Raw genomic sequence first — 26,473 nt, forward strand, 5'->3', positions numbered from 1 at the left:
TTGTCTCCATTATGGATGGGCAAAAAGGGCGTCATCCTCGGCCGTTTCGCCGAGGCGTTGGGAGATGGCGGCAAGGGCCTGCCCCTCCGTGGCGAAGATATTATCTTCACCGATTACCTGATACAGACCGGTTGCCCGCATAACCTCAAGGATCTGGCGCTTTAAGCCGGAGAATACCACCTCGACGCCGGATTCGTGCAGCCTCGATACCAGATTATGGAGCATCTCCTCACCCGAGGAATCCAGGTGGTTAATACCGTCGCCGACGACCAGGAGGTGTCTGGCATCACGCCGGCCCGCCACCGCGGCAAGGACTGCATCCTCGAAGTGGGCGACGTTGGCGAAGTATAAGGAGCCATCGAAGCGGATGGCGATGACATGGGGCGAGACCGCCAGATGCGGGTTGACCTTGATGTCGCGCAGGGTGCCGTCACCGTAGCGGCCAAGAATAGCGACTCGCGGCGCCATGGTCCGGTAGAGGTAGAGGCCGATGGCCAGGGTCGTGCCGACCAGGATACCCTTGTCGAGATGGGGCGCGGCAAGGAGGGTGACGATAAAGGTCACCACGGCGACAACGCCATCGGCCCGGTTGGCCTTCCAGGTGTGTTTCAGGGCTCCCGGGGTGACCAGACCGGTCACCGCCAGCAGGATGATCACCGCCAGCACCGCCTTAGGAAGATGATACAGGCAGGGGGTGAGAAAAAGCAGGGTTGCGGCGACGAAGGTGCCGTTGAAGACCATGGCCAGGCCGGTCTTCGCGCCGGCCTGGAGGTTGATGGCCGAGCCGGTGAAGGAGCCGCAGGCCGGATAGGCCTGGAAACACGAGCCGCCGATGTTGGCAAGCCCCTGGCCGATCAATTCCTGGTTCGGGTCGATGCGTTGTTTGGACTTGCCGGCCATGGCTTTAGCCATGGAGATAGACTCCATGAAGGCGACGAGGGAGATGATCAGGGCGCCGGTGAAAAGTTGTCCGACGGCTTCAAGATCAAGGCTCGGTAAACGGAAGGAGGGCAGCCCGGCCGGCACTGTACCGACCACATCGCCACCGCCGGCCATCAGGACATGGCCGGCGGAAATTTTCTTGATATGCCAGACGCGGCTGTTGTCTGTTTGTGCTGTTATGTCCACCCCACGCTGTAAAAAGGTATCCGGTGCGCCATTCTCGCCCTGGCTCTCGACGAATGTGAGCTTGCGGATATGGTTCAATCTTTTGTCGTTTTCCGTTTCCAGGGAACGGCGATCGAGTCCGGCAATATCCTGCTGGTATCGAAGTTCGGCTGCCTGGCGGGCATCACCCGTTTTTTCCGCTTCACGGATCTTTGCGGAGAGGCTGGTGATGGTGGTGCTGAGTTCGTTTATCCGCTTGGCGGTCTTGTCATAATTGATCACGAATTGCCGGGCTGCAGGGGGTGAGACGGCCTCGATATCGACGGTGGTTTTATGTTCATACCCCGCCAGATAGCTAAGGAGGGTGGTTATTGCCACGGCGATCAAGACGCTTGGCTTGGCCAGCATCGGCACCTTTTTCAGAGTCAGCATGAGCAGCAGGGCAAAGGCGGACATCGCCAGGGTCGGCAGGTGGGTTTGCGGCAGGAACCCGAGCATTTCCCAGACATCCTGGAGAAAATGGTCGCTGCGTCCCTTCGGTATACCGAGCAGCATATCCAGCTGGGAGAGGCCGATGATAATTGCCGCAGCGTTCATGAAACCGAGGATGACCGGGTGCGAGACAAAATTGACGATACTTCCGAGCCGCATTACCCCCAAGCCAAGCTGGATGATCCCGACAAGAAGGGTGAGAAGCATTGCAAAACCAATGTATTCGTCCGAGAAAGGGATGGCCAGTGGCGTCACCGCGGCGGCGGTCATGAGCGATACAATGGCCACCGGGCCGGTAGCAAGCTGCCGCGATGAGCCCCACAGCGCGCCGATGATGGCCGGAATAAAGGCAGTATACAGGCCGAAATACAGCGGTAGCCCGGACAGCTGGGCATAGGCCATGGCCTTTGGTACCAGCACCAGGGCGCCGGTGACGCCGGCGATGAGGTCGCCGCGCAGGATGGTGGTCTGAACCGGAAACCAGAGAAGGAAGGGGAAGAAGCGAAAGAGCCTTTTATTTTCCATGGGATCACCAATAAGGTGGGAGGCAATGCAGGGACATCTTCCTAAACGTTGACCACCAGCACCGCACATGGTGCGCCGCCGGTAACGTTTTCGGTGACCTGGCCAAGGAGCTTTCTCTTTATGCCCCGTTTGCCCTGTCCGCCGATGACGATCATATCGATCTGCCGCTCCCGGGCCGCCCGGACGATGATTTCGGCCGGGTCACCAGTTTCTATCAAAGGTTCGCAAACGATCTGTGTTCCAACTTGACTTACTCTGAGGCAGGTTGTCTCGACGATTTGTTGCGCCGCGGAGATGTCACTTTCCCGCCTGGCCACCGAGACAACAGTCAAGTGTTGCAGGGTGCAATTTTTCTGCACCAGGCTGAGCGCCTCCTCCACCGCCTTTTGTCCGCCGGCCGAGTCGTCGGTAGCCACCAGGATACGCGGGGCACCGGAGATGATGAAGTCTTTCGGCACCACCAGCACCCGGGGAAAGCCGAGGTCGATCACCTTGGCGGTCATCCGGCCGATGAGCAGCGAGAGGCGGCCGGTCTTGCCGTGACGGCCCATGAGGATGACATTGGCCTGACGCAGCTGGGCCTGTTCGATGATCGCTTTTTCCAGGTTGCTTGCCCCGATAACAACGATCTCATATTCCACGCCGCTGTCTTTGGCCATTTTCCGGAAGCCGTCGAAGTAGGGAGCCAGTTCGAGGCGGCGGCGTCGTACCGTTGATTCGGCCGATTTGAGGGATTCGGCGTCGGTCTTGATGACATGCAGGACAATCACCTTGGCACCGCATGACTGGCCGAAAAATATCGCCTCCTGTACCGCGCCGTCACTGAAATGCGAGCCGTCGGTGGCAAGCAACAGGACCTTGGTTTCGCCGAGGAGACTCGTTGAAAATCGCCCCATTACAGACTCCTTTTGCAAAAGAAAGGAAAGGAAAAGCAAGGCCTTTCGCAAGGCCTTCGGATGAAGATTTCAGGAGAACAACCGTTTTCTTTTTGAAGGTACCACCCTTACCGGGTGAACACAAGATGCCGGGTGATAGGAAATCGCCTTTCACATACTCTTCAAGGCATACGCGAAGCTGCTCGGTGTAGTCGGTTTCGGGATGGAGAGAAGGAAGCTTGAAGGTCTCATCTCCGGCCAGATATCCCATTTTGTTATTGATTGGCGCTGATCGATAGGAGATTCCTGTTTGTAAATTCGCAGGCTTACGATTACAAACTGCAATAGTAAAAGCGCCGTCCTGCCACCGTCACCCATTCTTGATTCTTTCCACCCTATGACAAGCTCAAGCACCATGCCTGCCTGGCGATTCGATGATGAATTTGACGGCGGCGAAGAGACCTGCGGACGGGTCATCGTCAATCTGTATCTATACATTCGCAACCAGCCACCCGGTCGCCGCATTCTGGTTATTTCCCGCGATCCGGGGGCACCGGTGGAACTGCCCGCCTGGTGCCGGATGACCAAGAATCAGCTGACGGACGTGCAGCATCCCTATTACCTCATTACCCTCAAACCCGAACTGATCAAGGAGTAAGTCGATGTCCAAGACCTTTTGTGTGACAATCACCCACTGTAAAACCGATGGCGACAAGGCCACCCTCGGCTTCGTCGTTGCCAATGCCGCCCAGGGCAGCGAGAAGGAGACCATGGTCTTCCTCAGTTCCGACGGCGTCTGGTGCGCGGTCCCCGATGAGATGGCCAAGGTCAATGAAGGAGGCCCTTTTGCCCAGCTGAAAGACCTGGTGGGGAAAAATTCATCAAGGCAGGCGGCAAGATCTATGTTTGCACACCGTGCATGAAAAAGCGCGGCATCGGCGAGGCCGACCTGGTTGCCGGAGCTACCCCGGCGGGTGGCGCGGCTTTGGTGGAGTGGCTGTCCAATGGCTCGCCCTGTGTCGCCTATTAAGACGCCGCAGGAGGAATCAACGCCCCCTGCCCGCACTGTCAGGAACTGCACGGTTTTCGCGCTGAGGACCTGACCTGTCCGCTGACCATTCGATAACGAACTACAATCACCATGAATGCACGAGATTTCAAAACGATCAAGCTGACCAGCAGGGTCAAGGGGTCGGGATGAGCCGCAAAGATTTCTCCGGGGGACCTGGAGAGCATACTGTGTGGGCTGGCTATCCCGACCGACGAAAATGTCCTCATCGGCCTGGCGACCGCTGACGATGCCGGGGTCTACAGGATCTCCGACGAGCTGGCCTTGATCCAGACCGTCGATTTCTTTACGCCGATTGTCGATGACCCGTATGACTTCGGCAGGATAGCCGCCGCCAACGCCCTCTCCGATGTCTACGCCATGGGGGGCGTGCCAAAGACGGCGTTAAACATCGTCGCTTTCCCGGTGGGAACCCTCGACGGCGCTATCCTCCGCGCGGTCCTCGCCGGTGGTCTGGACAAGTTGCGCGAGGCCGGAACGGTACTTCTCGGCGGGCACAGCATCGTTGACGAGGAGATGAAGTATGGTCTGGCGATTACCGGCTTTGTCCATCCCGGCAGGATATTGGCCAACCAGGGCCTGCGGAGCGGTGATTACCTTATTCTCACCAAGGCTCTGGGTACTGGCATAATCAGCACCGCCACCAAGGGCGGTCTGGTTGCCCCGCATACCCAGCGTCGGGTAACCGACCTGATGGCGACTTTGAATAAATATGCCGCTGAGGTCATGGCCGGTTTTCCGGTATCCGCCTGTACCGATATCACCGGCTTCGGACTTCTTGGCCACCTCGCCGAGATGATCGCCGGCACGGGTCTCGGGATGAAGATTGACTGCCGGGCGGTACCGGTCATCCCCGAGGCGCTGGAATTTGCCGCCATGGGCATGGTCCCGGCCGCCGCCCATAAGAACCGACTGTTTCGCCAGAAGATGGTTGAATATGAAGAGGATTTCGATCCGGTTTTTCGTGACGTACTGTTTGACCCGCAGACATCGGGGGGCCTGCTCATCGGCTGTCCGGACAAGGAAGCCGGTTTTCTGATTGAGCGCCTGCATGATGCGGGTATTACCGATGCAGGGTGTATTGGTCATGTAACAAGTGGAAAAGAAGAGAAAATTTACTTGTCTCTTGGCAAGAGATGAACGACGGAGAAATCGTTAAGGAGTCGTAAACATGGCAAAACGTCTTGATGCCCGAAGACTCACCTGCCCGGCGCCGGTGCTGATGGTCAAGGACTTCGTGGAGAAAGAGCAGCCGGCCGAACTGCTGGTTCTCGTCGACAACGCCGCCTCGTGCGAGAATGTTGCGCGCTTCCTTGGGACTCACCAGTATCTGGTGACGGAGGAAGAAACAAACGGAGAGTTTCACCTGCTGGCACGGCATAGGGAAGGCGGTCGGTCGGTGATGGGATCTGAGGCGAAGCCTGCCCCAGTGGCCGAAGCCCGGACGAAGATTCTTGTCCTTGTCACCGCATCACAGCTCGGTCATGGCGATGAGGGCCTCGGTGGCAAGCTCATGGTCAACTACCTTAAAACCCTCAAGGAAATGGCAGGTGACCTGTGGCAGCTGATCTTTGTCAACAGCGGTGTACAGCTGACCATCGACACCTCGCCGGTTCTCACCGAACTGCAGGAATACGAGAGACTTGGCGTCATTATCCTCGCCTGTGGCACCTGCCTGGAGCACTTCCAGTTGACCGCGCGGAAAAAGGTCGGTGCAACTACCAATATGCTCGATATCGTTACAGCCATGCAGTTCGCCGACAAGGTGATCACTGTTGGTTGACAGTGTAAATTAATTTTAAAAACAGATAGTTATGTTTTGTGTGTCCGGCAATCGGCCCTCCGTTGTGGGAGGACCGGCGGAGGTTTAAATACCAATAAATATCAACTGGCCCAAAAAGGAAGGAATCATGATCGATGTGACCGAATTGGCAAATGAAAAACTGGTGGGATACTTAAATGACAATAATATCACCTCGGCCCTCAGGGTGATGATGATGCAAGGGGGCTGCTCCGGCCCCTCCCTAGGCCTGGCCCTTGACGAAGAAAAACCCTTGGACGAGCAGTTTAAATGCCATGATCTGACCTTTCTCATTGAAAAGACGCTGCTACAGCAATGCGGCAGCATCACCATCGACTATGTCGATGCCGGGAGCCGTTCCGGCTTCAGTATCAGTTCCGCAAACCCTCTTCCCCAAAGCGGTGGTGGCTGCAGCTCCGGATCCTGTGGTTCCGGGGGATGCGGCTGCTGACAGGGCCGGGGCGCCCGTTGCGCGTGATATTCCCGGCGGCCGGTATCCTGTCGCCAGTTGTGCGGCGGATTTGCGGTTGGTTTGGCAGGTGGAGGAATAAAGCGGCAGGGTGCGGCTCCCATGCCCTACCTGGTCCCGCATCGCTGGCCTCACTGCAGTGGAAGATTGGCGCGCACTGCAGCCAGTGCGGCATCTGTTCCAAGGCATGCTCGCTGCTGAGGGAATACGGCACACCAAAGAGCATTGTTGACGGATATGACCTTGCCTCGCCCGCCGCCCAAGGCCTTGCCTATCAGTGCAGCCTGTGTGGGCTGTGTACCGCCGTCTGTCCGGAAAAACTCGATCCCTGCCGCCTGTTCCTCGAAATCCGCAGAAGGTGTGTCGAGGACGGCAATTTCCGGGCATTTCCCTACCGCACTATTCTCGGCTACGAATTTCTCGGCAACTCTTCTCTGTTTTCCTGGTATGGCCTGGCGGATGGCTGCGACACCGTGTTTTTCCCGGGGTGCACCCTGCCGGGCAGCCGTCCGGCGGCAACTAAATGGCTGTTTCATCAGCTTCGCCGGGGTATCCCCGGCATCGGCATTGTGTTTGCCTGCTGCGCCAGCCCCTCCCACGATCTCGGTCGCACCGCCAGTTTTCACCGGGCCTTTGACAGAATTCACGAGCGGCTGCTGTGGTCGGGGGTACGAGCCGTTGTAACTGCCTGTCCTAACTGCACAAAAATCTTCCGGCAGTACGGCCAGGGTCTTACCGTGCACACGGTGTATGAGTACCTTGCCGGGAAGACCGCGACCTCCCGCCCGGTGGCAGCGGCTGCGATCACCATCCACGATCCCTGCGCCCTGCGCGATGACCTGGCGTCGCAGCAGGGGGTGCGGCGTATTCTCACTGATCTGGGCTACTCGGTCGAGGAAAGGGAGCATAGTGGCGAAAGGACATTGTGCTGCGGCGAGGGCGGCAGCGTTGCCGCCGTCAGTCCGCGGCGGGCCAGGGAGTGGGCAGACCTTTGCTGTGACGAGGCCTCGGGCAAGCGGATTGTCACCTATTGCGCCGGCTGCGCAGGTCGCCTAGGGCGCGATAGGTCGGTTACGCATCTCGCCGATCTATTGGCTTTCCCGGATGCTGCCGGTAAGGGCGTGGCAAAGGTCGCCCGGGCTCCTTCCACCTACTGGAACCGGCTGGTTCTCATCCGCCGTCTGCAAGGCCGGTTGCTCGCTCACCTCGTCAGACCTCAAGGCAACACGAGATGCCCACAGGAGAGAGGGCTGGGGAAATATCGATAGGCATCGTATCAAGGTTGCATGTGGCGGCTAAAATTGGTTGCCTGTTTTAGCCTTTTCCGGGTAACTGGTAAGTGCTGCAGGGGAGTCGAGGTTATTCCCGGGTCTTGGTGAAAGTACACCAGCAGACGATCTCGGCGAGGCGGAACCGGCGAATACATCACCGCAGATATCATTGGGGGGTTTTTTGCATGCATATCAGCAATCTCTTTACCGATGTGGCACCACCTGCCGAGGGAGAGCGTTTCGAGACCCTTCTCCGCCACAGAAATCTCGTTGTCGAACGTATCGTCAGCTCGGCAGCAGTCAGCCCGCAGGAATACATTCAAGGGCAGGATGAGTGGGTTCTTCTGGTACAGGGGGAGGCGGAGCTGGACGTTGCCGGTGAAGAGCTGGCGCTGCAAGCGGGCGATTACCTCTTCCTGCCGGCCGGTGTACCACATACCGTCAGACGGACCTCGGAGGGGGCGATATGGCTGGCGGTTCACCTCCATCCTGGACAGGCGGGACCGGACAGTACCGGTTCGATATAAGGTGGAAGAGAGCGGATTTGCTGCAAAATACCAGTCAGGCCTTGGCCTATTCGGCAAAACTCGGCAGCAGCCATGTGCCGACCAGGGTGTTGAAAACCCCGGCCTCGACCAGCGCCTGGACCTTCTGGATATCCGGTGCAAAATAACGGTCGTGGTCGTAGAAGGAAACAATGCTTCGCACCTGGGCCCTCGCCTCTTCAAGCAGTGGCGACGATTTTAGCGGGGCGCGGAAATCCAGGCCCTGGCAGGCGGCGAGCAGTTCAATGGCGACTATTCCGGCAGTGTTTTCGGCCATTTCGCCAAGGCGTCTGGCGGCAAAGGTGGCCATGGAGACGTGGTCTTCCTGATTGGCCGAGGTCGGCAGGCTGTCCACCGAGGCCGGGTGGGCCAGGGATTTGTTTTCACTGGCAAGGGCTGCGGCGGTGACCTGGGCAATCATGAAGCCGGAGTTGAGGCCGCCTTTTTCAACAAGAAAGGGCGGCAGTTTTGACATGTTGGCGTCGATCAGCAGAGCCACTCGCCTTTCCGCCAGGGCGCCGATCTCGGCAATAGCCAGAGCCAGATTGTCGGCGGCCATGGCTACCGGCTCGCCATGGAAATTGCCGCCCGATAGGATGTCGTTTTCTCTGGTGAAGACCAGGGGGTTGTCGGAGACCGCATTGGCCTCGGTGGCGATGACCGCGGCGGCATTGCGGATCTGGGTAAGGCAGGCGCCCATGACCTGGGGCTGACAGCGCAGGGAGTAGGGGTCCTGGACCGCCTCGCAGTTTTTATGGGAGATCTCGATCTCGCTATGCGCCAGGAGCCGGCGATAGATCGCCGCCACATCGATCTGCGCCTTATGGCCGCGAACGGTGTGGATAAGGGGGTCAAAGGGGTTGCGGCTGGCAAGCGCCGCCTCAACTGACAGGCTGCCGGAAACTACCGCCGCGGCGAACAGATCCTCGGCGGCAAAGAGCCCTTCCAGGGCAAAGGCGGTGGAGGCCTGGGTGCCATTCAACAGGGCCAGACCCTCCTTTGGGCCGAGGGTAACCGGGCTGAGTCCGGCGCATTCCAGGCCCTCCCTGCCGCTGATCCGCTGTCCCCGATGGAAGGCCTCGCCTTCGCCAAGGAGGACGGTACTCATATGGGCCAGCGGTGCCAGGTCGCCGGACGCCCCAACCGAGCCCTTGCGGGGCACGCACGGATAGACACCGGCGTTCACCAGGCGGATAAGGGCCTCGATAACCTCCAGACGAATGCCTGAAAAGCCTCTGGCGAGGCTGTTGATTTTCAGAACCATCATCAGCCGGACCGTTGATTCATCCATAAAGGCCCCGACTCCAGCCGCATGGGAGAGGACGATGGAGCGCTGCAGATGTTCAAGTTCGTTGTCGGGAATGAGGGTTTTGGCCAGGAGGCCGAAGCCGGTGTTGATACCGTAGATAACCCGCCCCTGGTCGATGAGGGTCCTGACCGTCTGCACCGAGGCCTGGATCTTTCCTTTGCAGCTTTCGGCGAGACTGATTGCCACCGGCTGCTTGGCGATACGGCGCAACTGTGCCAGGGTGAGGTGGCCGGGGGTGAGGAGGAGTTGCCAGGTCATGATATCTCGCCTTGGTTTTTTAAAAAATCCATCGCCGGAGGGCTGCCGCCCGCTCCGGTTTTTCCCTCTCAATTGTATCTGCAAAGAGGGGGTACCTGCAACGTAAATCCTTGATTGTAAATTACTTGTATATACAATTTGGCGATGATAGAATAACCGGACACGGGAGTTGAACGGTTTCTGCAAGTGACGGGATGGGAGGCGGAGATGGAGGGGAGCAATTGCCGGATAGCCGGGGCGATGCGGGTGCGCCTGGATCAAGACCTTCCGGAACCGGAGGAGTTTGACGAGGCAATCCGCCGGGCCCCGGATCGCGGCTTTCGCCTGACCAGACAACAGACCGAGATAGCCCTGAAAAACGCCCTGCGCTACCTCCCGGAGCAGCACCATCCAGTCCTTATCCCGGAATTTCTAGCAGAACTTCAAAGTCGCGGGCGGATCTACGGTTATCGTTTTCGACCGCATGGCCCTCTCAAGGCACGGCCGATCGACGACTATACCGGCAACTGCCTGGCCGGCAAGGCCTTCCAGCTGATGATCGACAACAATCTCGATTTCGAGGTGGCCCTCTACCCCTATGAGCTGGTGACCTACGGCGAGACCGGCAGCGTTTGCCAGAACTGGATGCAGTTCCGTCTCATTAAAAAATACCTGCAGGTCCTCACCGAAGAGCAGACCCTGGTGGTGCAGTCCGGCCATCCCCTCGGACTCTTTCAGTCAAGCCCGGACCAGCCGCGGGTCATCATCACCAACGGCCTGATGGTCGGCCTGTACGACAACCCGGATGACTGGGAGATCGCCGCCCAGATGGGGGTATCCTCCTACGGCCAGATGACCGCCGGCGGCTGGATGTACATCGGCCCGCAGGGCATCGTCCACGGTACCTACAACACCTTGCTGGGCGCTGGGCGGAAGATGTGCGGGGTGGCCGGAGACGGCAATCTCGCCGGCCTGCTCTTTGTCTCCTCCGGCCTGGGCGGGATGAGCGGCGCCCAGCCGAAGGCTGCCAAGATTGCCGGTGCCGTGTCGATTACCGCCGAGGTCGATATGTCGCGGATCGACAGCCGCTATCGCCAGGGCTGGGTCGACAGGGTTTCCAGCGATCTCGGCGAGGTGCTGCAACTGGCCGAGAAGGCGGTCGCCGAAAGGGCCAACACCTCCATCGCCTATCATGGTAATGTGGTTGATCTCCTGACCTTTCTCGGCGACCGGCAAATTCCGGTCAATCTCGTTTCCGACCAGACATCCTGCCATGTGGTGTACGACGGCGGCTACTGCCCGCAAGGCCTGACCTTTGCCGAACGAACCGCCATGCTGGCAACCGATCGGGGGAAGTTCCGCCAGCTCGTCGACCAAAGCCTTCGCTGCCACTTTCAGGCGATTAAAAAACTGGTCGGCCAGGGGGCGTACTTTTTCGATTACGGCAATGCCTTTCTCAAAGCGGTGTTTGACGCCGGGGTTAAAGAAATTGCCAGAAACGGCGTCGATGCCAAGGATGGGTTTATCTTTCCCTCGTATTTCGAGGATATTATGGGACCTCTCTTTGACTACGGCTACGGGCCGTTCCGCTGGATTTGCCTGAGCGGTAAGCCGGATGACCTCGCCAAAACCGACCGGGCGGCCATGGCCTGCATCGATCCGGAGCGTCGGCCGGAGGATCGTGACAACTACCTGTGGATCAGGGATGCCGAGGCCAACCACCTGGTGGTCGGCAGCCAGGCGCGGATTCTCTACTCCGACGCCTACGGCCGCAAGGCCATTGCCTTACAATTCAACGAGATGGTGCGCCGCGGCGCGGTCGGACCGATCATGCTCGGCCGCGATCACCATGACCCGGGCGGCACCGATTCACCCTTCCGGGAAACCGCCAATATTAAAGACGGCAGCAATGTCTGCGCCGACATGGCCACCCACTGTTTTGCCGGCAACGCCGCCCGGGGGATGACCATGGTCGCCCTGCATAACGGCGGCGGCACCGGCATCGGCAAGGCGATCAACGGTGGTTTCGGTATGGTGCTCGACGGCAGCAGCCGCGTCGACGACATCCTCCGCACCGCCATGTCCTGGGATGTCATGGGCGGTGTTGCCCGGCGCAGCTGGGCGCGCAATCCCAATGCCATGGAGGTGGCGATGGCCTACAACCGGGATAACGGCAATGGCGACCAGATCACCATCCCCTTTCTGGCGGAAGACGGCCGGGTAACACAGGCGGTGGCGGCACTATTTGCCGAGTTTCAGGGTAAGGGATGCGGAGGAGATCGATGACCGTCCAGCAGCTGTTTCGTAACGCCAGGATATACACGCCGGTGGACCAGGGGCGGCCGCGGGGCGGCAAAGCCCAGGGCGAACTGGCATATTACCGGCACGGGGCGATGCTGGTCGAGGGTGGCAGGATCGTCGCTGTCGGCCATGAAGCCGAGCTTGCCTCTCAGTTGCCGGGTGGCGAGGAGAGAGACGAGGTCGACTGCGGCGGCAGGTGTCTGATTCCCGGTTTTGTCGATCCGCATACCCATATGTGCTTTGTTGGTCTGCGCGAGGCGGAATTCATCCAGCGCCTGGACGGCACCCATTATCTGGAGATTCTCCGGCAGGGCGGCGGAATTCTTGCGACCGTCCGGGCGGTGGCCGCGGCAACGGAGGAAGAGCTGTATGCCGCGACCCTCCGGCGTGTCGAGATCGCCCTCAGCCTCGGTACGACGACCCTGGAGATTAAGAGTGGCTATGGACTCGATACGGAAAACGAGTTGAAGATGCTCCGGGTAATACACCGGGTGGCGGGGACTTGTCCGGTCGATGTGGTCGCCACCTTTCTTGGTGCCCATGCCGTTGCCGAGAGGTACCGGGATGATCCCGGTGCCTTTGTCGATCTGCTGATACAGGAGATGCTGCCGGCGGTAAAGGCACAGGGTATCGCCAGGTTTTGCGATGTGTTCTGCGAGCAGGGGGTCTTCTCGCTGGCCGACAGTCGCCGCATTTTGCAAGCGGCAAAAGACGCCGGTCTTCTGGTCAAACTCCATGCCGATGAGGTGCACGACCTCGGTGGGGCCGGGCTTGCCGCCGAACTTGGCGCCTTGTCTGCCGATCACCTTCTGGCCGCCGGCGAAAAAAACCTCGTGGCGATGGCCGCTGCCGGGGTGGTGGCCGTTCTCCTGCCGGCAACCGCCTACAGCCTCCGGAAACCCTATGCCCGGGCGCGGCTGATGATTGACAGGCGACTACCCGTGGCCCTGGCCACCGACTGTAATCCGGGCTCAAGCCTCACCGAATCGATGCCCTTTGTCATTGGCCTGGCAGTTCTCAATATGGGACTCAGTCCAGCCGAGGCGCTGACCGCCGCCACCTTAAACGCCGCCTACGGCATCGGCATGGCGGGGCAGGTCGGTAGCCTCGACCCAGGGAAACAGGCCGATTTTCTTCTCCTCGATGGCGAGACCCCGGCCATTCTCGCCTACCACGCAGGAGTTGCACCGATAGCAGCGGTATATAAAAACGGCAGGCAGGTCTTTGCTGCCGGAGCTTGTTGAAAAAATAGAGGATTAGCGGAGTGAGACATGCGGAAAATAGTTGAATGCGTACCGAATTTCTCGGAGGGAAAAAACGACGAGACCATTGCCGCCATCGGCAAGGCCATCGCCGACACCAAGGGCTGTACCCTCCTCGATGTCGATGCCGGACAGTCAACCAACCGCACCGTGTATACCTTCGTCGGCGATCCGCAAAGTGTTGTCCTCGGGGCGCTTGCCGCCGCCCGGGTCGCCGCCGGGCGAATCGATATGCGCAACCACCAGGGGGAACATCCGCGTTTCGGGGCCCTTGATGTCTGTCCCTTTGTGCCGGTGGCCGGGGTGACCATGGCCGAGTGCGTGGCGATTGCCAAGGATTTTGCCGGAAGGCTCGCCGAGGAACTGAGTGTACCGGTCTATCTCTACGAGGCAGCGGCAAGCCATGCCTACCGTCGCCGTCTCGCTGATCTGCGGCACGGCGAATATGAGGGCTTGGTGGAACGGGTGAAAGACCCGCGGTGGCAACCGGATTACGGCCCCGCCGAGTTCGTTGCCGGCTGGGGAGCGACCGCCACCGGGGCGAGGAGCTTTCTTATTGCCTATAACGTCAATATCCTCGGGACGCCGAACCAGGCCCACCGCATCGCCCTCAACCTGCGCGAGGCGGGTCGGGGTGATGATGCCCCCGGTCTTTTGAAGGAGGTGAAGGGAATGGGCTGGTTCGTCGAGGAGTACAATATGGCCCAGGTCACCGTCAATCTCCTCGACTACCGGGTAACGCCGATCCATGTCCTCTTCGAGGCGGTGAAGCGGGAGGCGGAGGCCCTGAAGGTCGGTGTGGCCGGTTCGGAGATTGTCGGTCTGGTGCCGCTGGAGGCGCTCCTCATGGCCGCCGATTTTTATATTGAGAAGGAAAAACTCTTTATTTACGAGGAAGATCAAAAACTTCGCCTGGCCATCGACCGGCTTGGCCTTAGCTCGATCTCCCTGTTTCAGCCGCAGGACAAAATCATCGATTACCGGGTGGCGGAAAAACCGAACGAACCGCTGGCCGGGATGAGTGTCCGCGGATTCATCGAGGAGATCGGCGCCCGTTCTTCCGCCCCCGGCGGCGGTTCCGCATCGGCGGCCATCGCCGCCATGGGCGTGGCCCTGGGGTCGATGGTCGCCAAGCTGACTCATGGCGGCAGACGATTTGAGGCCGTGCAGCCGCAGATGGAAATGGTCATCCCGGTGCTTCACCACCTGACCCGCCGCCTCATCCCCCTGATCGATGCCGATACCTCCGCCTTTAATGGCTATATGGAAGGCATGCGCATGCCGCAAATTACCGAGGAGGAGAAGAGTGCCCGGATCGCCAAAATGCAGGCCGGATTGAAAACCGCAATCCAGGTGCCGCTAAATCTCATGCGCCTTGGCGACAGTGGCTGGGACAGCCTCTGCATCGTTGCCCGCTACGGCAATCCGGCGTCCCGTTCCGATATCCAGGTCGGCGCCCGGGCCCTTGAAACCGGCATCTGGGGGGCGTATCAGAATGTCCGCATCAATCTGGCGGAGATTAGCGACCTGACCTACCGGGAAGGGGTCCTTGCCGAGGCGGAGCACCTCCTGAACCGGGCGGGCGAAAAATGCTCCGAGGTCCTGAGAAATCTTGCCGGTCCGTGACGGCTCAGGAGTGCTGGTTGCCTTGCAAAGGCGGCCCAGCCATTTTCGCTTGCATAGAAGGTTTTCATTGACTCCGGCGCGAAGTGATACCATTATGTCGCCTCGAACCTGCATCCCTTTATTTCCTCGTCTCTTCATGGAGAAATAGCTGCAAGGGATCTTACCTATTCTGTAAGAGACTCATTTTAAGAGAAAATCATGTCAAAAAATCTGTTTATTGCCGGCACCGGGCCGCGCAGCGGCAAATCGGCTGTAACCCTTGGTCTCATGGAACTTTTGACCCGCAATGTGAAAAAGGTGCTGTTTTTCCGGCCGTTGATCGATGCCGATCACAGCGCCGGTGAGCGGGACAACACCATCAACCTTATCAAAAGCCAGTTTCATCTCGGTACCAAGTATGAGGAAATGTATGCCTATACGATGACGGAGGCGAATCAGCTTATCGCCATGGGCAAAAATGCCGAATTGCATGAGGGAATACTGAACAAATATAATGCACTTGCCGAACAGGCCGATTTCGTGCTCTGTGAGGGCCTTGAGATGGGCGGAGCGGCCTCCTCCTTCGATTTTGATATGAATGTCGAGATCAGCAACAACCTTGGTTGTCCGGTACTGCTGGTGGCCGGTGCCAAGATGAAAGGGGTCGATGAGCTTATCCGTTCCATCAAGGTGTACCACGAATCGCTTGATGATCGCGGCTGTGATCTCCTCGCCACCATCATCAACCGCGTTCATCCGGAATCGGTCGAGAAGGTCAAGGCCAGGCTTGTCGAGGAGCAGATACCGGCGAAAGGCCTGGTCTATGTTATTCCTAACAATGACAGCCTCGGCAACCCTTCGGTCGGCGAGGTGGCAAGGCTTCTCAATGCCGAAATCCTCTACGGTGAGCAGAATCTTACCCGCCATGTCCGCAGCTTTATGATTGCCGCCATGCAGCTGCGCAATCTCCTCGGCCGGATCGAATATGGCGCCCTGGTGATTACCCCCGGCGACCGGTCCGATGTCATTCTCGCCTGCCTGGCCGCCCTGCAGTCGAATACCATGCCGAGGATCTCCGGTATCATGCTGACCGGTGGCCTGGTCCCGGAGGCGCCGGTGCAAATGGTCATCGAGGGTTTTCCGGATACGGTACCGATCATCGCGGTCAACGAAAATACTTTTCAGGCGGCAATCCGGGTCGATACCATGCATGCCTTCATTACCCCCGACAACACCCGGAAAATCACCCAGGCCCTGGCGGTCTTTGAAAAGCACGTCAACATGGATGAGTTGAGCGACCGGATCATCAAGACCAAGACGACCATCGTCACCCCGAAGATGTTCGAGTCCCGGCTGCTGCAGCGTGCCAAGATCCACAAACAGCATATCGTTTTGCCGGAAGGGGAGACCGACCGCATCCTCCAGGCGGCGGAGATCCTTCTGCGCCGGGAGGTGGTTGATATCACCCTGCTTGGTTCGGAATGCAAAATTGAAGACCGTATCCGCAATCTTGGTCTGCATCTTGATAAGGCGACCATCATCGATCCGAAGACCTCGCGCTGGTACGAAGACTATGTCGAGACCTATTATCAGCTGCGCAAGGACAAAGGGGTTACCAGGGACAGCGCCGTCGATATCATGGCCGACATGAATTTCTTCGGCACCATGATGATCTACAAAGGCCACGCCGACGGCATGGTTTCCGGGGCGAAACATACCACCGCCGACACCATTCGTCCGGCCTTCCAGTTTATCAAGACCAAACCGGAATGTTCAATTGTTTCAAGCGTTATGCTGATGTGCCTGAACGATCGGGTGCTGGCCTACGGCGACTGCGCGGTGAACCCTGATCCCACCGCCGAACAGTTGGCGGAAATTGCCATCAGCTCGGCAAAAACGGCGGCGCTGTTCGGTATTGAACCGCTGGTGGCGATGCTGTCCTATTCGTCGGGAAACTCCGGCAAGGGCGAGCAGGTAGAAAAGGTGCGCAAGGCCACGGAAATAGCCCGGAACAAGGCGGAGACCCTCTACCCCGGCCTGGAGATTGAGGGGCCGATTCAGTATGATGCGGCGGTGGATATGGAGGTTGCCAGGACCAAGATGCCCGAAAGTAAGGTGGCCGGTCGGGCAACGGTGTTTATCTTCCCCGACCTCAACACCGGCAACAATACCTACAAGGCGGTGCAAAGGTCGGCGGGGGCGGTAGTGGTTGGCCCGATCCTCCAGGGTCTGAAAAAACCGGTGAACGACCTGAGCCGTGGCTGTCTGATACCGGATATCGTCAACACCGTGGCGATCACCGCGGTCCAGGCCGCGGCCGAGAAGGGAAAAAACTAGAAAGTCATGGTGGTTCCCTCTCCTTGCCGGGGGAGGCATCGCCTGCCGAAAACCCATTGTCGATCAATACAGACCCCTTAGCAATAAGAGAGAGCAGTGATGGATACAAATGAGAAAAATATCATCAATTTATTGGTATGGCAGGAGCTCCTGCTGGCGAACCTCTATCGGTTGTTTGCCAAACAGTTCCCCCAGTATTGCCAATTTTTTGAGGACCTTTCCGGAGACGAGCAGAAACATGCGAGCTGGTTGAAACAACTGGCTGATTCCGGAGAGAGAGGATTCATTGTCTTTACCGAGGGCAAGGTCAAGACCCAGGATATTGATGCGTATAACAACTATCTGGAAAAGGTTATTCTCAAAACCGAGAACGGAGAACTGACATTGGCCGAGGCGGTTAGGTACGCTGGAGAGATGGAACGATCACTGATTGAAAGAGATGTCTTTAGTCATTTCGACTCGACGTCCACCAAAGCCAAGGAAATTTTAGAAAAGCTCGTTTTGGAAACAAGAAGACACATCAATAAGATAGAAAGCATTCAGATGTGAAGAGGATCCGCTAGCGGCTTAGAAATGCAATGCGTGTGGTGAATATGTCGCTATAGGCATGAGCGGATATATTGCTGTAATTCTATTATGTTAGCTGATCAAAAATACCGGAATGGTTGCTTTTTGGCTGACCTCGTTGGCTACTGAGCCCAGCAGGACCTCCAGCATAGCGCCACGGCCATGGGTGCCCATGATGATCTTGTCAACCTGCGATTCCTGGGCAAAATTGACGATGATCTCGGCCGGATGGCCGACGGCGATGTGATGGGAGTAGGGCACCTGCGCCGCATCAAGGAGTGCACGGACTCCGGCCAGGGCTGACAAGGCCTCCTCTTGACGATAGTTTTCCAGCTCTTCATGAGTCAGAAACATCCGGGCATGACCGGAGTCGATGGGAAGCTGCACGTTAAGGAGGACAATTTCCAGTGTTGCACCGCTTTTGATCAGGTCAAGGACCTGCACCACGGCCCGTTCCGCATACTCCGAGCCATCAATTGGCATGAGGATTTTTATCATATTGTGCCGCTCATTTGTGATTTTTTGCATGGCATTCTGTGAGCCCTCTGCTGACCTTTCTCCCTTTCCCGGGACCGGTGCCGCCCTACAAAGGAGACACTAACAACAATTCCGAATATAACCAGTCTGAGAAACGCTCTTCAACGAAAATTCACGCAAATGCAGTTCTGCCTTTGCGTTGTCTTCACGGCCGTGGGGCTATCCTGCTACGGCGGAGGTGGCCAGGGTATCCTGCAGCCTGCGACAGGTTGCGGTTATATCCTTTGCCCCGACGATTTCGGTGACCAGGCAGATTGTCTTTGCCCCGCAGCCGGCTACTTGACGGATATTGTACTCCTTGATGCCGCCGATTGCTACGAAAGGCAAGGGGCAGGAGGCAACGACGTGTTGCAGGTATTCAAGGCCCACCGGGGCACAGACATCGTCTTTGGTTGTCGTGGCAAAGATTGGGCCGACGCCGATATAGTCGGCACCGGCGGTTACTGCCACCGCGGCCTGTTGCGGGCTGTGAGTTGACAGGCCGATCAGTTTGTCCGGGCCGATGAGCTGACGGACCGCCGCCACCGGCAGATCGTCCTGACCGACATGTACCCCGTCGGCATCGACCAGCCGGGCGATATCGGTATAATCGTTGACGATAAAGAGGACGCCCGCCGCAAGGGTCAGGCGACGTATCTCCCGGCATTCGGCAAACATTGCCGCGAAGCTCTTTGCCGGGCGCTTTTCCCGGTACTGGATGATACGGATACCGCCGGCAATCATTGCCTGTACCACCTCGATATTGCTGCGGCCACGGGAATATTTTTCGGCGGTAATGCCGTAGATGCCCGGTGGCAGCCCTGGTGTATCTTTCCTTGCATTAGTCATAGTCGTTCACAATTTTCTGTATGATTTCAGCCATCCGGCAGGCGACGGCCAGCACCTTGCTGGGGAAGATCGGTGCCTGCGCGCAGTCAGTCAAAAAATCGCCGACAATAAAGCAGTTGCCGAGTCGCTGCACGCGAATGCCCTCCAGGTCGCAGCCGGCGATGCCGCAGGCTGAAACGATTATCCGCTCTTTGCCCGCCAGGCATTCCACCAGCATTTTCTTGTCGGTTTGCCGGTCCAGGCCCTCGACCACCAGCTGGCAGTCGGTAAAGAGAGTCGCGCAATTGCCTCCGTCCAGCTGGGTAGTCATGGTTTCGATCCGTATATCCGGCCGGATGCGACGGAGATTTTCAGTCAGCATCTCCACCTTCAGCCGACCGATCTGATCATGGAAATAGAACTGGCGGTTGAGGTTACTTGCCTCCACCCGGTCAAAGTCGATAATTTTCAGGGAGGTGAGGCCGCTGCGCACCAGTATCTGGGCGACGTTCGAGCCAATCCCGCCGGCCCCGGCGATACCTATTTTCATTGAATTGAATCCCAGTCCTTAAATACCGGCTGATAGCCGTGGGCGATGATCATGGCCGCCACCTCGGTGACGCTGCGCCCATCGGCGATCTCGAACTGGCGATTTTCGGCGATCCGACCCAGGGCATAGCCGCCGACCCCGGTGCTGGAGCCGGCCGAATAGCGGGTGGCCCCCAATGCCAACAGCCGGTCCCTGAAACCGGCGGTTTCCCTCGTTGAGATGGTGATCCCGGCCCGCGGCGAGAACAGGCGCAGGGCAGTCAGGAACTGGACAAAGGCCCGGTCATCTACTTGAAAGTCGGGACGGAAATGGCCCTCCGCCTCGTTAAAACGTGGCAGGGAGAACGAAACTTCGGTATCCGGAAAGGTGTCCTCAAGATAGCGGCCATGCAGGGCAGTGAAGAAGACCTCCCGGCGCGGCTCGGCAAGACCAAGCAGGGCGCCGATATTTATCATTCGAAAACCGGCGGCGGCACCCCGTTCCGGTGCGGTCAGCCGGTAGTGGTAATCGGTCTTGCGTCCGGCGAGATGGACCCGGGCATAGACCTCCTCGTCGTAGGTCTCCTGGAACAGGGTCATGCCATCGACGCCGACTCCCTGCAGGCGGCGGTAGTCGGCGGTATCCATCGGGAAGATCTCAATGGCCACGGAGGCAAAGTGCCGCTTCAAAATTTCGGCGGCTCTGGTCAGGTAATCCATCGGCGTATGCGCTTGCGACTCGCCGGTCAGCATCAGCACATGCTGCATGCCGGTGGCGGCGATGGCCCGGGCCTCGGTCTCGATCTCAGCCAGGCTGAGCACTTGCCGGTGGATGGGGTTGCGGCGGTTGAAGCCGCAATAGGCGCACTGGTTGGCGCAGTAGTTGGATATATAGAGAGGGATGAAGAGCTGGATTGTCCTGCCGAAATGCTGGACGGTGAGGCGCTGGGCCTTTCGGGCCATTGCCTCAAGATACCTGCCTTCACCGGCCTTGGGGCTGAGGAGGACGAGGAGGTCGCTGGCGCTGAGCGTGTCCCTGGCCAGGCTGCGTTCTACCATTTCATCGGTGACCCCGGCAAAAAAACCGGCAAAATCAACTTCCCGGTAGCGGTCAATGATCGAATACAGTGACATACGGTTATTTCTCCGAGCGGTTTTCATAGAGAAAACCCGTTAGCGGTGATGAGGCCCTGGCTGCAACAGATATTTCGGCCATCTCGGCGAGATAGGCCGCCCGGCCGGCCCGGACCGCCAGGTCGAAGGCCCGGCCCATGGCCTCCGGGTCGCTGGCGGTGGCAATGGCGGTATTGACGAGGACCGCGGCAGCGCCCATCTCCATGGCCGCCGCGGCTTGAGAAGGCCGGCCAATCCCGGCGTCGACAATCACCGGGACCTTGCAGTTTTCAATGAGTAGGGCGATCAGCGCCTGGGTCTCCAGGCCCCGGTTTGAGCCGATCGGAGCGCCGAGCGGCATCACCGCCGCGGCCCCGGCCGATTCCAATCTTTTGGCCAGCGGCAGATCGGGCAGGATGTAGGGGAGGACGACAAAGCCCTCCCCGGCGAGAATTTCAGTGGCCCTGAGGGTCTCGATGGTATCCGGCATCAGGTATTTCATGTCGGTGATCACCTCGATCTTTATGAAATCGCCGCAACCGGCCTCGCGGGCAATCCGGGCGATGCGCACCGCCTCTCCGGCGGTACGGGCACCGGAGGTATTGGGCAGCAGGGTGACATCCTTGGGGATGTGGGCCAGGATGTTTTCCGAACCGGCCGAGTTGTCGACCCGGCGCAGGGCGACGGTGATCATCTGTGAGCCGCTGGCAGCAAGCATCCTGGGGATCAGGGCATTGGATGCGAACTTGCCGGTGCCGGTGAACAGGCGGTTACTGAAAGCGACATCTCCAAGGTGCAGCAGATCTTCCATCATCCTTCAACCTCCTCCGACAAAACTGAGTAATTCAAGTGTATCACCATCATGTAAGCGGATGGCCGGCCAGTCCGCTTGCCTGATGATGGTCCCGTTCAACTCCACTACCAGCGACTCGGGGGGTAGCCCCTTGTCCGCCACCAATGTGTCAACGGTACCGGCCGAACAGATCTCTCGCTGTCCGTTGATAACAAGCTCCATAGCAAGTCCTCCAAAAAAAAGCCGCCTGCCCTTTGGAAAAGGACAGGCGGCGTATGAGCAGGAAAACTGGTTTACCAGAGTTCATCGTCTTAGCCGCTTCCCTTCGCAGGTATTATCCAGATCAGGTTCATAGGGTTGGAAGATTCCTCTCAGCAGAGACTGCACCCCTAGCGATAGCTATGTCTATAAAAGAGTCGGAAGGATTTGTCAACCACGCCAGCAGATTCCACCTTCACGGAGCGGCTAAAACTTCTCCTACCATGATTGTCAGACCTTCCGGCGAAAATGGTTTTTGAATGAAATATATTCCCTGTTCGTTGGCGTTTTGCCTGGTCATGAGGCTTGAGGTATAGCCGGACATGAAAAGGCATTTGAGGCCGGGGATTTCGTTTGCGAGGAACACCGCTAGATCCCGTCCGTTCATTTTTGGCATGATCACATCGGTGATCAGCAGTTGCAGCGATTTCCTATGGTCACGGGCGATGGCGATCGCCTCGGCGGGGTTGTCCGCCGTCAATACAGTGTATCCTGCATCTTTGAGGATTTTTCCGGCTAAACGCAAAATTGCCGCTTCATCTTCGACAATTAAAATGGTCTCGCTCCGGCCGGGTTCAGGGGATTTCTTTTTTTCCTCCGCTACCTGGACAATCGGGTCCATATGTCGTGGCAGATAGATGGTAAAGGTTGTTCCCTTGCCGGGTTCACTGGCTACGGTAATGCAGCCGTGGTTCTGTTTGATGATGCCGTATACCGTTGCCAGGCCAAGGCCGGTTCCTTCGCCAATTTCCTTGGTGGTAAAGAAGGGTTCGAAAATCTTACAGAGGATGTCGGGAGTCATGCCGCAGCCGGTATCGCTGACCGAAAGAACAACGTAGTCACCGGGGAACACCCCAGACTGGGCGATACAAAAGTTCTGTTCAAGAACTGTCGTGGCGGTTTCGATGGTCAGGGTGCCGACACCTTCGATGGCGTCGCGGGCGTTGACACAGAGATTGGCGAGAATCTGATCGATCTGGGAAGGATCGATCTTCACCGGCCAGAGATTCATCTCCGGTTGCCACACGAGGGTGATATCCTCACCGATCAGCCGCTGCAGGATCTTCAGCGCTCCCTCCACGGTCGCATTGAGATCGAGGACTTGCGGGGAAATCGCCTGCTTGCGGGCAAAGGCCAATAGCTGCCGGGTTATATTGGCTGAACGGGTTGCGGCGTCAAATATCTCCTGCAGGTCGCTGTGCAAGGGCGAGCCGGGTTCGGTTTTTTTCAGGGCCAGCTCGGCGCAACCGAGAATAACACTGAGCATATTGTTGTAGTCGTGGGCCACCCCTCCGGCGAGGCGCCCTACAGATTCCATTTTTTGCGCTTGATGTAATTGGTTTTCCAGCTCATTGCGGATCCTTTCGGCCCGCTTGCGGTCGCTGAGGTCCCTGACAATTGCCCACATTCCTTCTTCCAGGCCTTGGTCGTTGCGTACCAGGAAGGTTCGCAGTTCGACAGGAAATATGGTGCGGTCCTTTCGTATGTACTCTTTCTCGTAAACCTGGGAGAAATCATTGGGCAAGATTTGGTTGATTACAATATCCTTTTCAAATTCATGCCATTGTTCCGGGGTCAGGTCGATATTGGTCATCCGGGAAAGTTCCTCGGCGCCGTAGCCAAGCATCGTACACAAGGACTGATTGGTTTCCAGGATATTTCCCAGCATATCGAAGAAGATGAAGCCGTCGGTCATGCTTTCGTGCAGGCGGCGGTATTTTTTCTCTGAAGTGCGCAGCGCTTCCTGGGTTGCCCGTAAGGTGGCAGTTTCCTGTTCGAGCTGCAGCATCTTCTGTTCGAGTTTTTGGACCAGGCGTTCACTGTAGAGCTTTAACACCTCCTCTTCCGCGGGCTGGGAAAAGGCTGGGTCATGGGTATCTGTGTCAGGAGAGGATAGCAGTTCCCGAACCGCTGACAGAAGGACATCCGGCTCGCAGGGTTTGACAATGAACCGGTCCGCCCCGATCTGCAATGCAAAGGCCTCATCCTGCGCGCCGGTATAGGTGGCGGTATAGGCGATAAAGGGGATTTTTCGCAGCCGTTCATCCTTTTTGACCCGGCGGCACAGTTCGAAGCCGTCCATGACCGGCATGAGGATATCGCTGATGATCACATGAAAGTCACTGCTCTCCAGCTGACTGAGGGCCTCGGCTCCATTGGCGACCGAATGCACTTCATAACCGTTGCCGCGGAACAATGCCTCCACGAGGTAACGGTTATCTTCCCGGTCATCGACGTTCAAAATGCGCATGCTTCTCCTTACTCACCGGTTTTTGGTAGACAACTCATGATTTCCGCAACAAAGGTCTCCGGATTGATGGGTTTTTCAATATAGCCGGTGGCTCCGGCGGCCATGATGGTCTCGCGGTCGCCGACCATGGCGTAGGAGGTCACGGCGATAATCGGTACCGCATCAAGCTCGCGGTGTTTTTTCAGTTCGGTGGCGACCGCGTAGCCGTCCATCTCCGGCAGCTGGATATCGAGAAGAATGGCCAGCGGGTCGCAACGCAGGGCGATGTCAATCCCCGTTCGTCCATCCTCCGCCCCGATCACCACGAAACCGCTTTTTTCCAGGAGAAATCGCATCAGGTAGAGGTTCTGGTCGTTATCCTCGATGATCAACAGTCTATTATTCATGACAAATCTCCGAGTTGTCGGGGAATACGGATGGTAAAGATGCTGCCTTTCTCCCAGGTGCTGTCGACATCGATGGAACCGCCCATCAACTCGACGATCTTCTTGCAGATCGACAGGCCAAGACCGGTCCCTTCGCGCTTCCTGGCAAGGCCGGTGTCTATCTGATGAAACGGCTGGAAGATGTTAATAAGTTCTTCGGCCTGCATACCGATACCGGTGTCGGCAAAGGACAGTACATAGGTGTCGCCTTCCCCCCGGCAGGACACGTGGATATGGCCCTGTTCGGTGAATTTCACGGCATTGCTGAGGAGGTTGAGTATGACCTGTTCCAACCGGCGCTGGTCGGTGTTGATGTTGCCGATGTCAGAAGCGATAGCCAGTTCAATGGCCAGACCTTTCTGATCGGCGAGGGGTGAAACCACTTTAACCATCTTCTCGATGGACTGCCGTAAATCGAAGGTTGTTATGGCAAGATTCAACTGCCCTGCTTCAATTTTTGAGATATCAAGGACATCGTTGATCAGGGCCAGGAGGTGGCGGGAACTGTTCTGTACCATGCCCATTTGCTTTTGCTGTTCGGCATTGAGGGGGCCGGCGAGGCCTTGCAGCATGATGCCGGTAAAACCGATGATCGAGTTGAGGGGCGTTCGCAGTTCGTGGGACATGGTGGCGAGAAAGGCCGATTTGATCTTGTCGGCAGCCTGGGCCTTTTCCATGGCGGCGGCCAACTCGGCGGTGCGCTGGATGATGCGCTGCTCCATCTCCTGGTTGACAATTCGCAGTTCCCGGGTGCGCAAATTGACTTGGTGCTTGAGAATAAAGCTACCGACTATGCTGGCAAGCAGGAAACCTATGCCGACAAAGCCGGAGACCTTCAGCCAGAGTGGTATCTGGAATTTGACCTCATCAGCGAGCCATTGTTTCAGTGACCGGTAATACACCGATTCCGAGTCTTTTTTGAGACTGGTAAGATGGAGATCGACAATATCGAGTAGCTCTTTATCGGCCTTCAACGGCGCGGCGAAGAACAGATCGGAGGGATCGAAAACCACTGCGGTATCTTCAAGCCCGGCGGCCTTGGCGTGAGCGAGGCCGTAAAAACGATTGGTGATGGCGGCATCGGCCTCACCCCTGGTCATGGCCTCGAACATGGTTTTATAATCCGGCGTGGTGGCAAGGCTTACGGTCAACCCGAAACCACCGGCAAAGCGGCTGAACCGTTCTTGCTGCACCGAACCTTCGAGCACCAGGACCTTCTTGTCGTTGAGGTCGAGGATTGATTGGATTTTACTGCCTTTTTTGGCGTATACCTGAGACCATGAGGACAGCACCGGCACCCGGTGAAAGGAAAAGAGGTGCTGCCGTTCAGCGGAATAAGCAACGTCGGGCATAAAATCGATTTGGCCCTTTGTCAGACGGTCAAGGCCCTCGGCCCAGGTACCAGAGAGATACTGCAGTTCCCAGCCCTCGACGTTAGCGATGTGTTCGATGATGTCGACAAAGATGCCGGTCGGCTTGCCGGCTTGGCTGGTAAAGACCTTCGGGGGATTTTCGTAAATGCCAACAACCACCTTCCGGTTGCCAACCACCTCGGCGCTGGCCGGGTGGCTGAAGATGCACAAATAGACAAGGAGGATCAGTTGAATTACTTGAAAGTACCGCGCCGGACTGTTTGGGCTTGTGGGGTGTGCCATGGCAATTCTCCACGGGTAACCTATCCAATTATTTAATCGGAGTACCCAAATGGTGAAACCCGTAATGATCCCCCGTGCTTGGGGCTATCAACCTTCGCTGAAAATTGTCTCGGTAAAATCGATATGCATTTCCGCAAGATAAAATCCCCACAGGGGGGGTGGATTACCGTGGTAATGCTTTGCAAAACAAGAACTGAATTTCCAGCGAGATAATAAGATCCTATGATTTTTCGCTAAAACTGTCAATCAAGGTCATGTCGATTGTCGGGGCATTGACACGTCTTTGCTGCTGCACCAAGAGCTGTTTACGATTCGTTGACAAGTTGCCACGACA

Annotated in this window: 25 protein-coding genes and 1 riboswitch; of the genes, 13 read left to right on the forward strand and 12 right to left on the reverse strand. The window is 57.6% G+C overall.

What is annotated here, in order from left to right; all coding sequences use genetic code 11:
• Window positions 1-9: 9 nt before the first annotated feature.
• Both OEL83_00810 and OEL83_00815 read right to left on the reverse strand, forming a co-directional pair.
• Window positions 10-2,124 (reverse strand): SulP family inorganic anion transporter, encoded by a 2,115-nt coding sequence (locus tag OEL83_00810; protein MDK9705562.1) that lies wholly within the window; start codon window positions 2,122-2,124, stop codon window positions 10-12.
• A gap of 41 nt (window positions 2,125-2,165) precedes the next feature.
• Complete coding sequence (locus OEL83_00815; GenBank protein MDK9705563.1) at window positions 2,166-3,020, reverse strand: universal stress protein; 855 nt, start codon at window positions 3,018-3,020, stop codon at window positions 2,166-2,168.
• A gap of 376 nt (window positions 3,021-3,396) precedes the next feature.
• On the opposite strand from OEL83_00815, the gene OEL83_00820 reads away from it, so the two are divergent.
• The 8 genes from OEL83_00820 (at window position 3,397) to OEL83_00855 (ending at window position 8,136) form a co-directional block, all read left to right on the forward strand.
• Window positions 3,397-3,657 carry a sulfurtransferase TusA family protein gene (locus OEL83_00820; protein ID MDK9705564.1) on the forward strand — a complete coding sequence of 87 codons (261 nt, stop codon included), beginning with the start codon at window positions 3,397-3,399 and terminating at the stop codon, window positions 3,655-3,657.
• A 4-nt stretch (window positions 3,658-3,661) separates the two neighbouring features.
• Window positions 3,662-3,922: a hypothetical protein gene (locus OEL83_00825; protein MDK9705565.1), complete on the forward strand. Its 261-nt coding sequence runs from the start codon at window positions 3,662-3,664 to the stop codon at window positions 3,920-3,922.
• Window positions 3,919-4,029 carry a hypothetical protein gene (locus tag OEL83_00830; GenBank protein MDK9705566.1) on the forward strand — a complete coding sequence of 37 codons (111 nt, stop codon included), beginning with the start codon at window positions 3,919-3,921 and terminating at the stop codon, window positions 4,027-4,029. Before OEL83_00825 ends, OEL83_00830 begins: the two co-directional genes overlap by 4 nt.
• Before the next feature lie 111 nt (window positions 4,030-4,140).
• Window positions 4,141-5,208: a selenide, water dikinase SelD gene (selD, locus tag OEL83_00835; protein ID MDK9705567.1), complete on the forward strand. Its 1,068-nt coding sequence runs from the start codon at window positions 4,141-4,143 to the stop codon at window positions 5,206-5,208.
• Window positions 5,209-5,239: 31 nt separating this feature from the next.
• Complete coding sequence (gene yedF / locus OEL83_00840) at window positions 5,240-5,851, forward strand: sulfurtransferase-like selenium metabolism protein YedF (protein MDK9705568.1); 612 nt, start codon at window positions 5,240-5,242, stop codon at window positions 5,849-5,851.
• 127 nt (window positions 5,852-5,978) lie between these two features.
• Complete coding sequence (locus OEL83_00845; GenBank protein ID MDK9705569.1) at window positions 5,979-6,320, forward strand: IscA/HesB family protein; 342 nt, start codon at window positions 5,979-5,981, stop codon at window positions 6,318-6,320.
• 23 nt (window positions 6,321-6,343) lie between these two features.
• On the forward strand, window positions 6,344-7,606 hold the full coding sequence (locus tag OEL83_00850; GenBank protein MDK9705570.1) for a (Fe-S)-binding protein: 1,263 nt from the start codon (window positions 6,344-6,346) through the stop codon (window positions 7,604-7,606).
• 188 nt (window positions 7,607-7,794) lie between these two features.
• Window positions 7,795-8,136, forward strand: a complete 342-nt coding sequence (locus OEL83_00855) for a cupin domain-containing protein (GenBank protein ID MDK9705571.1) — start codon at window positions 7,795-7,797, stop codon at window positions 8,134-8,136.
• Between the two features lie 46 nt (window positions 8,137-8,182).
• On the opposite strand, the gene hutH is transcribed toward OEL83_00855, so the two are convergent.
• The gene (gene hutH / locus OEL83_00860) at window positions 8,183-9,721 is read right to left on the reverse strand and encodes a histidine ammonia-lyase (protein MDK9705572.1); all 1,539 of its coding nucleotides are present in this window, start codon (window positions 9,719-9,721) and stop codon (window positions 8,183-8,185) included.
• 207 nt (window positions 9,722-9,928) lie between these two features.
• Between hutH and OEL83_00865 the strand changes: the two genes are divergently transcribed.
• The 5 genes from OEL83_00865 (at window position 9,929) to OEL83_00885 (ending at window position 17,754) form a co-directional block, all read left to right on the forward strand.
• A complete protein-coding gene (locus tag OEL83_00865; GenBank protein MDK9705573.1) occupies window positions 9,929-11,986 on the forward strand; it encodes a urocanate hydratase in 2,058 nt (685 codons plus the stop codon).
• On the forward strand, window positions 11,983-13,245 hold the full coding sequence (gene hutI, locus OEL83_00870) for an imidazolonepropionase (protein MDK9705574.1): 1,263 nt from the start codon (window positions 11,983-11,985) through the stop codon (window positions 13,243-13,245). The genes OEL83_00865 and hutI overlap by 4 nt, the downstream gene beginning before the upstream one ends.
• 27 nt (window positions 13,246-13,272) lie before the next feature.
• The gene (gene ftcD, locus OEL83_00875) at window positions 13,273-14,889 is read left to right on the forward strand and encodes a glutamate formimidoyltransferase (GenBank protein ID MDK9705575.1); all 1,617 of its coding nucleotides are present in this window, start codon (window positions 13,273-13,275) and stop codon (window positions 14,887-14,889) included.
• A 198-nt stretch (window positions 14,890-15,087) separates the two neighbouring features.
• Window positions 15,088-17,205 (forward strand): phosphate acetyltransferase, encoded by a 2,118-nt coding sequence (pta, locus tag OEL83_00880; GenBank protein ID MDK9705576.1) that lies wholly within the window; start codon window positions 15,088-15,090, stop codon window positions 17,203-17,205.
• Between the two features lie 99 nt (window positions 17,206-17,304).
• A complete protein-coding gene (locus OEL83_00885) occupies window positions 17,305-17,754 on the forward strand; it encodes a hypothetical protein (GenBank protein MDK9705577.1) in 450 nt (149 codons plus the stop codon).
• A gap of 90 nt (window positions 17,755-17,844) precedes the next feature.
• Here OEL83_00885 and OEL83_00890 read toward each other — a convergent pair whose 3' ends face one another.
• The 9 genes from OEL83_00890 to OEL83_00930 all read right to left on the reverse strand — a co-directional run bounded on the left by OEL83_00890 (window position 17,845) and on the right by OEL83_00930 (window position 26,139).
• On the reverse strand, window positions 17,845-18,300 hold the full coding sequence (locus OEL83_00890) for a universal stress protein (protein MDK9705578.1): 456 nt from the start codon (window positions 18,298-18,300) through the stop codon (window positions 17,845-17,847).
• Between the two features lie 168 nt (window positions 18,301-18,468).
• The gene (gene thiE, locus OEL83_00895) at window positions 18,469-19,137 is read right to left on the reverse strand and encodes a thiamine phosphate synthase (GenBank protein MDK9705579.1); all 669 of its coding nucleotides are present in this window, start codon (window positions 19,135-19,137) and stop codon (window positions 18,469-18,471) included.
• Window positions 19,130-19,666, reverse strand: a complete 537-nt coding sequence (thiF, locus tag OEL83_00900) for a sulfur carrier protein ThiS adenylyltransferase ThiF (GenBank protein MDK9705580.1) — start codon at window positions 19,664-19,666, stop codon at window positions 19,130-19,132. Before thiF ends, thiE begins: the two co-directional genes overlap by 8 nt.
• Window positions 19,663-20,778 carry a 2-iminoacetate synthase ThiH gene (gene thiH, locus OEL83_00905; GenBank protein ID MDK9705581.1) on the reverse strand — a complete coding sequence of 372 codons (1,116 nt, stop codon included), beginning with the start codon at window positions 20,776-20,778 and terminating at the stop codon, window positions 19,663-19,665. The genes thiF and thiH overlap by 4 nt, the downstream gene beginning before the upstream one ends.
• Window positions 20,779-20,782: 4 nt before the next feature.
• Window positions 20,783-21,559, reverse strand: a complete 777-nt coding sequence (locus OEL83_00910; GenBank protein ID MDK9705582.1) for a thiazole synthase — start codon at window positions 21,557-21,559, stop codon at window positions 20,783-20,785.
• Window positions 21,560-21,574: 15 nt separating this feature from the next.
• Window positions 21,575-21,772 (reverse strand): sulfur carrier protein ThiS, encoded by a 198-nt coding sequence (thiS, locus tag OEL83_00915; protein ID MDK9705583.1) that lies wholly within the window; start codon window positions 21,770-21,772, stop codon window positions 21,575-21,577.
• Between the two features lie 81 nt (window positions 21,773-21,853).
• Window positions 21,854-21,951, reverse strand: a riboswitch (TPP riboswitch).
• Between the two features lie 53 nt (window positions 21,952-22,004).
• The gene (locus OEL83_00920) at window positions 22,005-24,059 is read right to left on the reverse strand and encodes a response regulator (GenBank protein MDK9705584.1); all 2,055 of its coding nucleotides are present in this window, start codon (window positions 24,057-24,059) and stop codon (window positions 22,005-22,007) included.
• A gap of 8 nt (window positions 24,060-24,067) precedes the next feature.
• Window positions 24,068-24,445, reverse strand: a complete 378-nt coding sequence (locus OEL83_00925) for a response regulator (protein ID MDK9705585.1) — start codon at window positions 24,443-24,445, stop codon at window positions 24,068-24,070.
• On the reverse strand, window positions 24,442-26,139 hold the full coding sequence (locus OEL83_00930) for an ATP-binding protein (protein MDK9705586.1): 1,698 nt from the start codon (window positions 26,137-26,139) through the stop codon (window positions 24,442-24,444). Before OEL83_00930 ends, OEL83_00925 begins: the two co-directional genes overlap by 4 nt.
• Window positions 26,140-26,473 lie beyond the last annotated feature (334 nt).

This window comes from Desulforhopalus sp., assembly GCA_030247675.1.
In the GTDB taxonomy this organism is placed as follows: domain Bacteria; phylum Desulfobacterota; class Desulfobulbia; order Desulfobulbales; family Desulfocapsaceae; genus Desulforhopalus_A.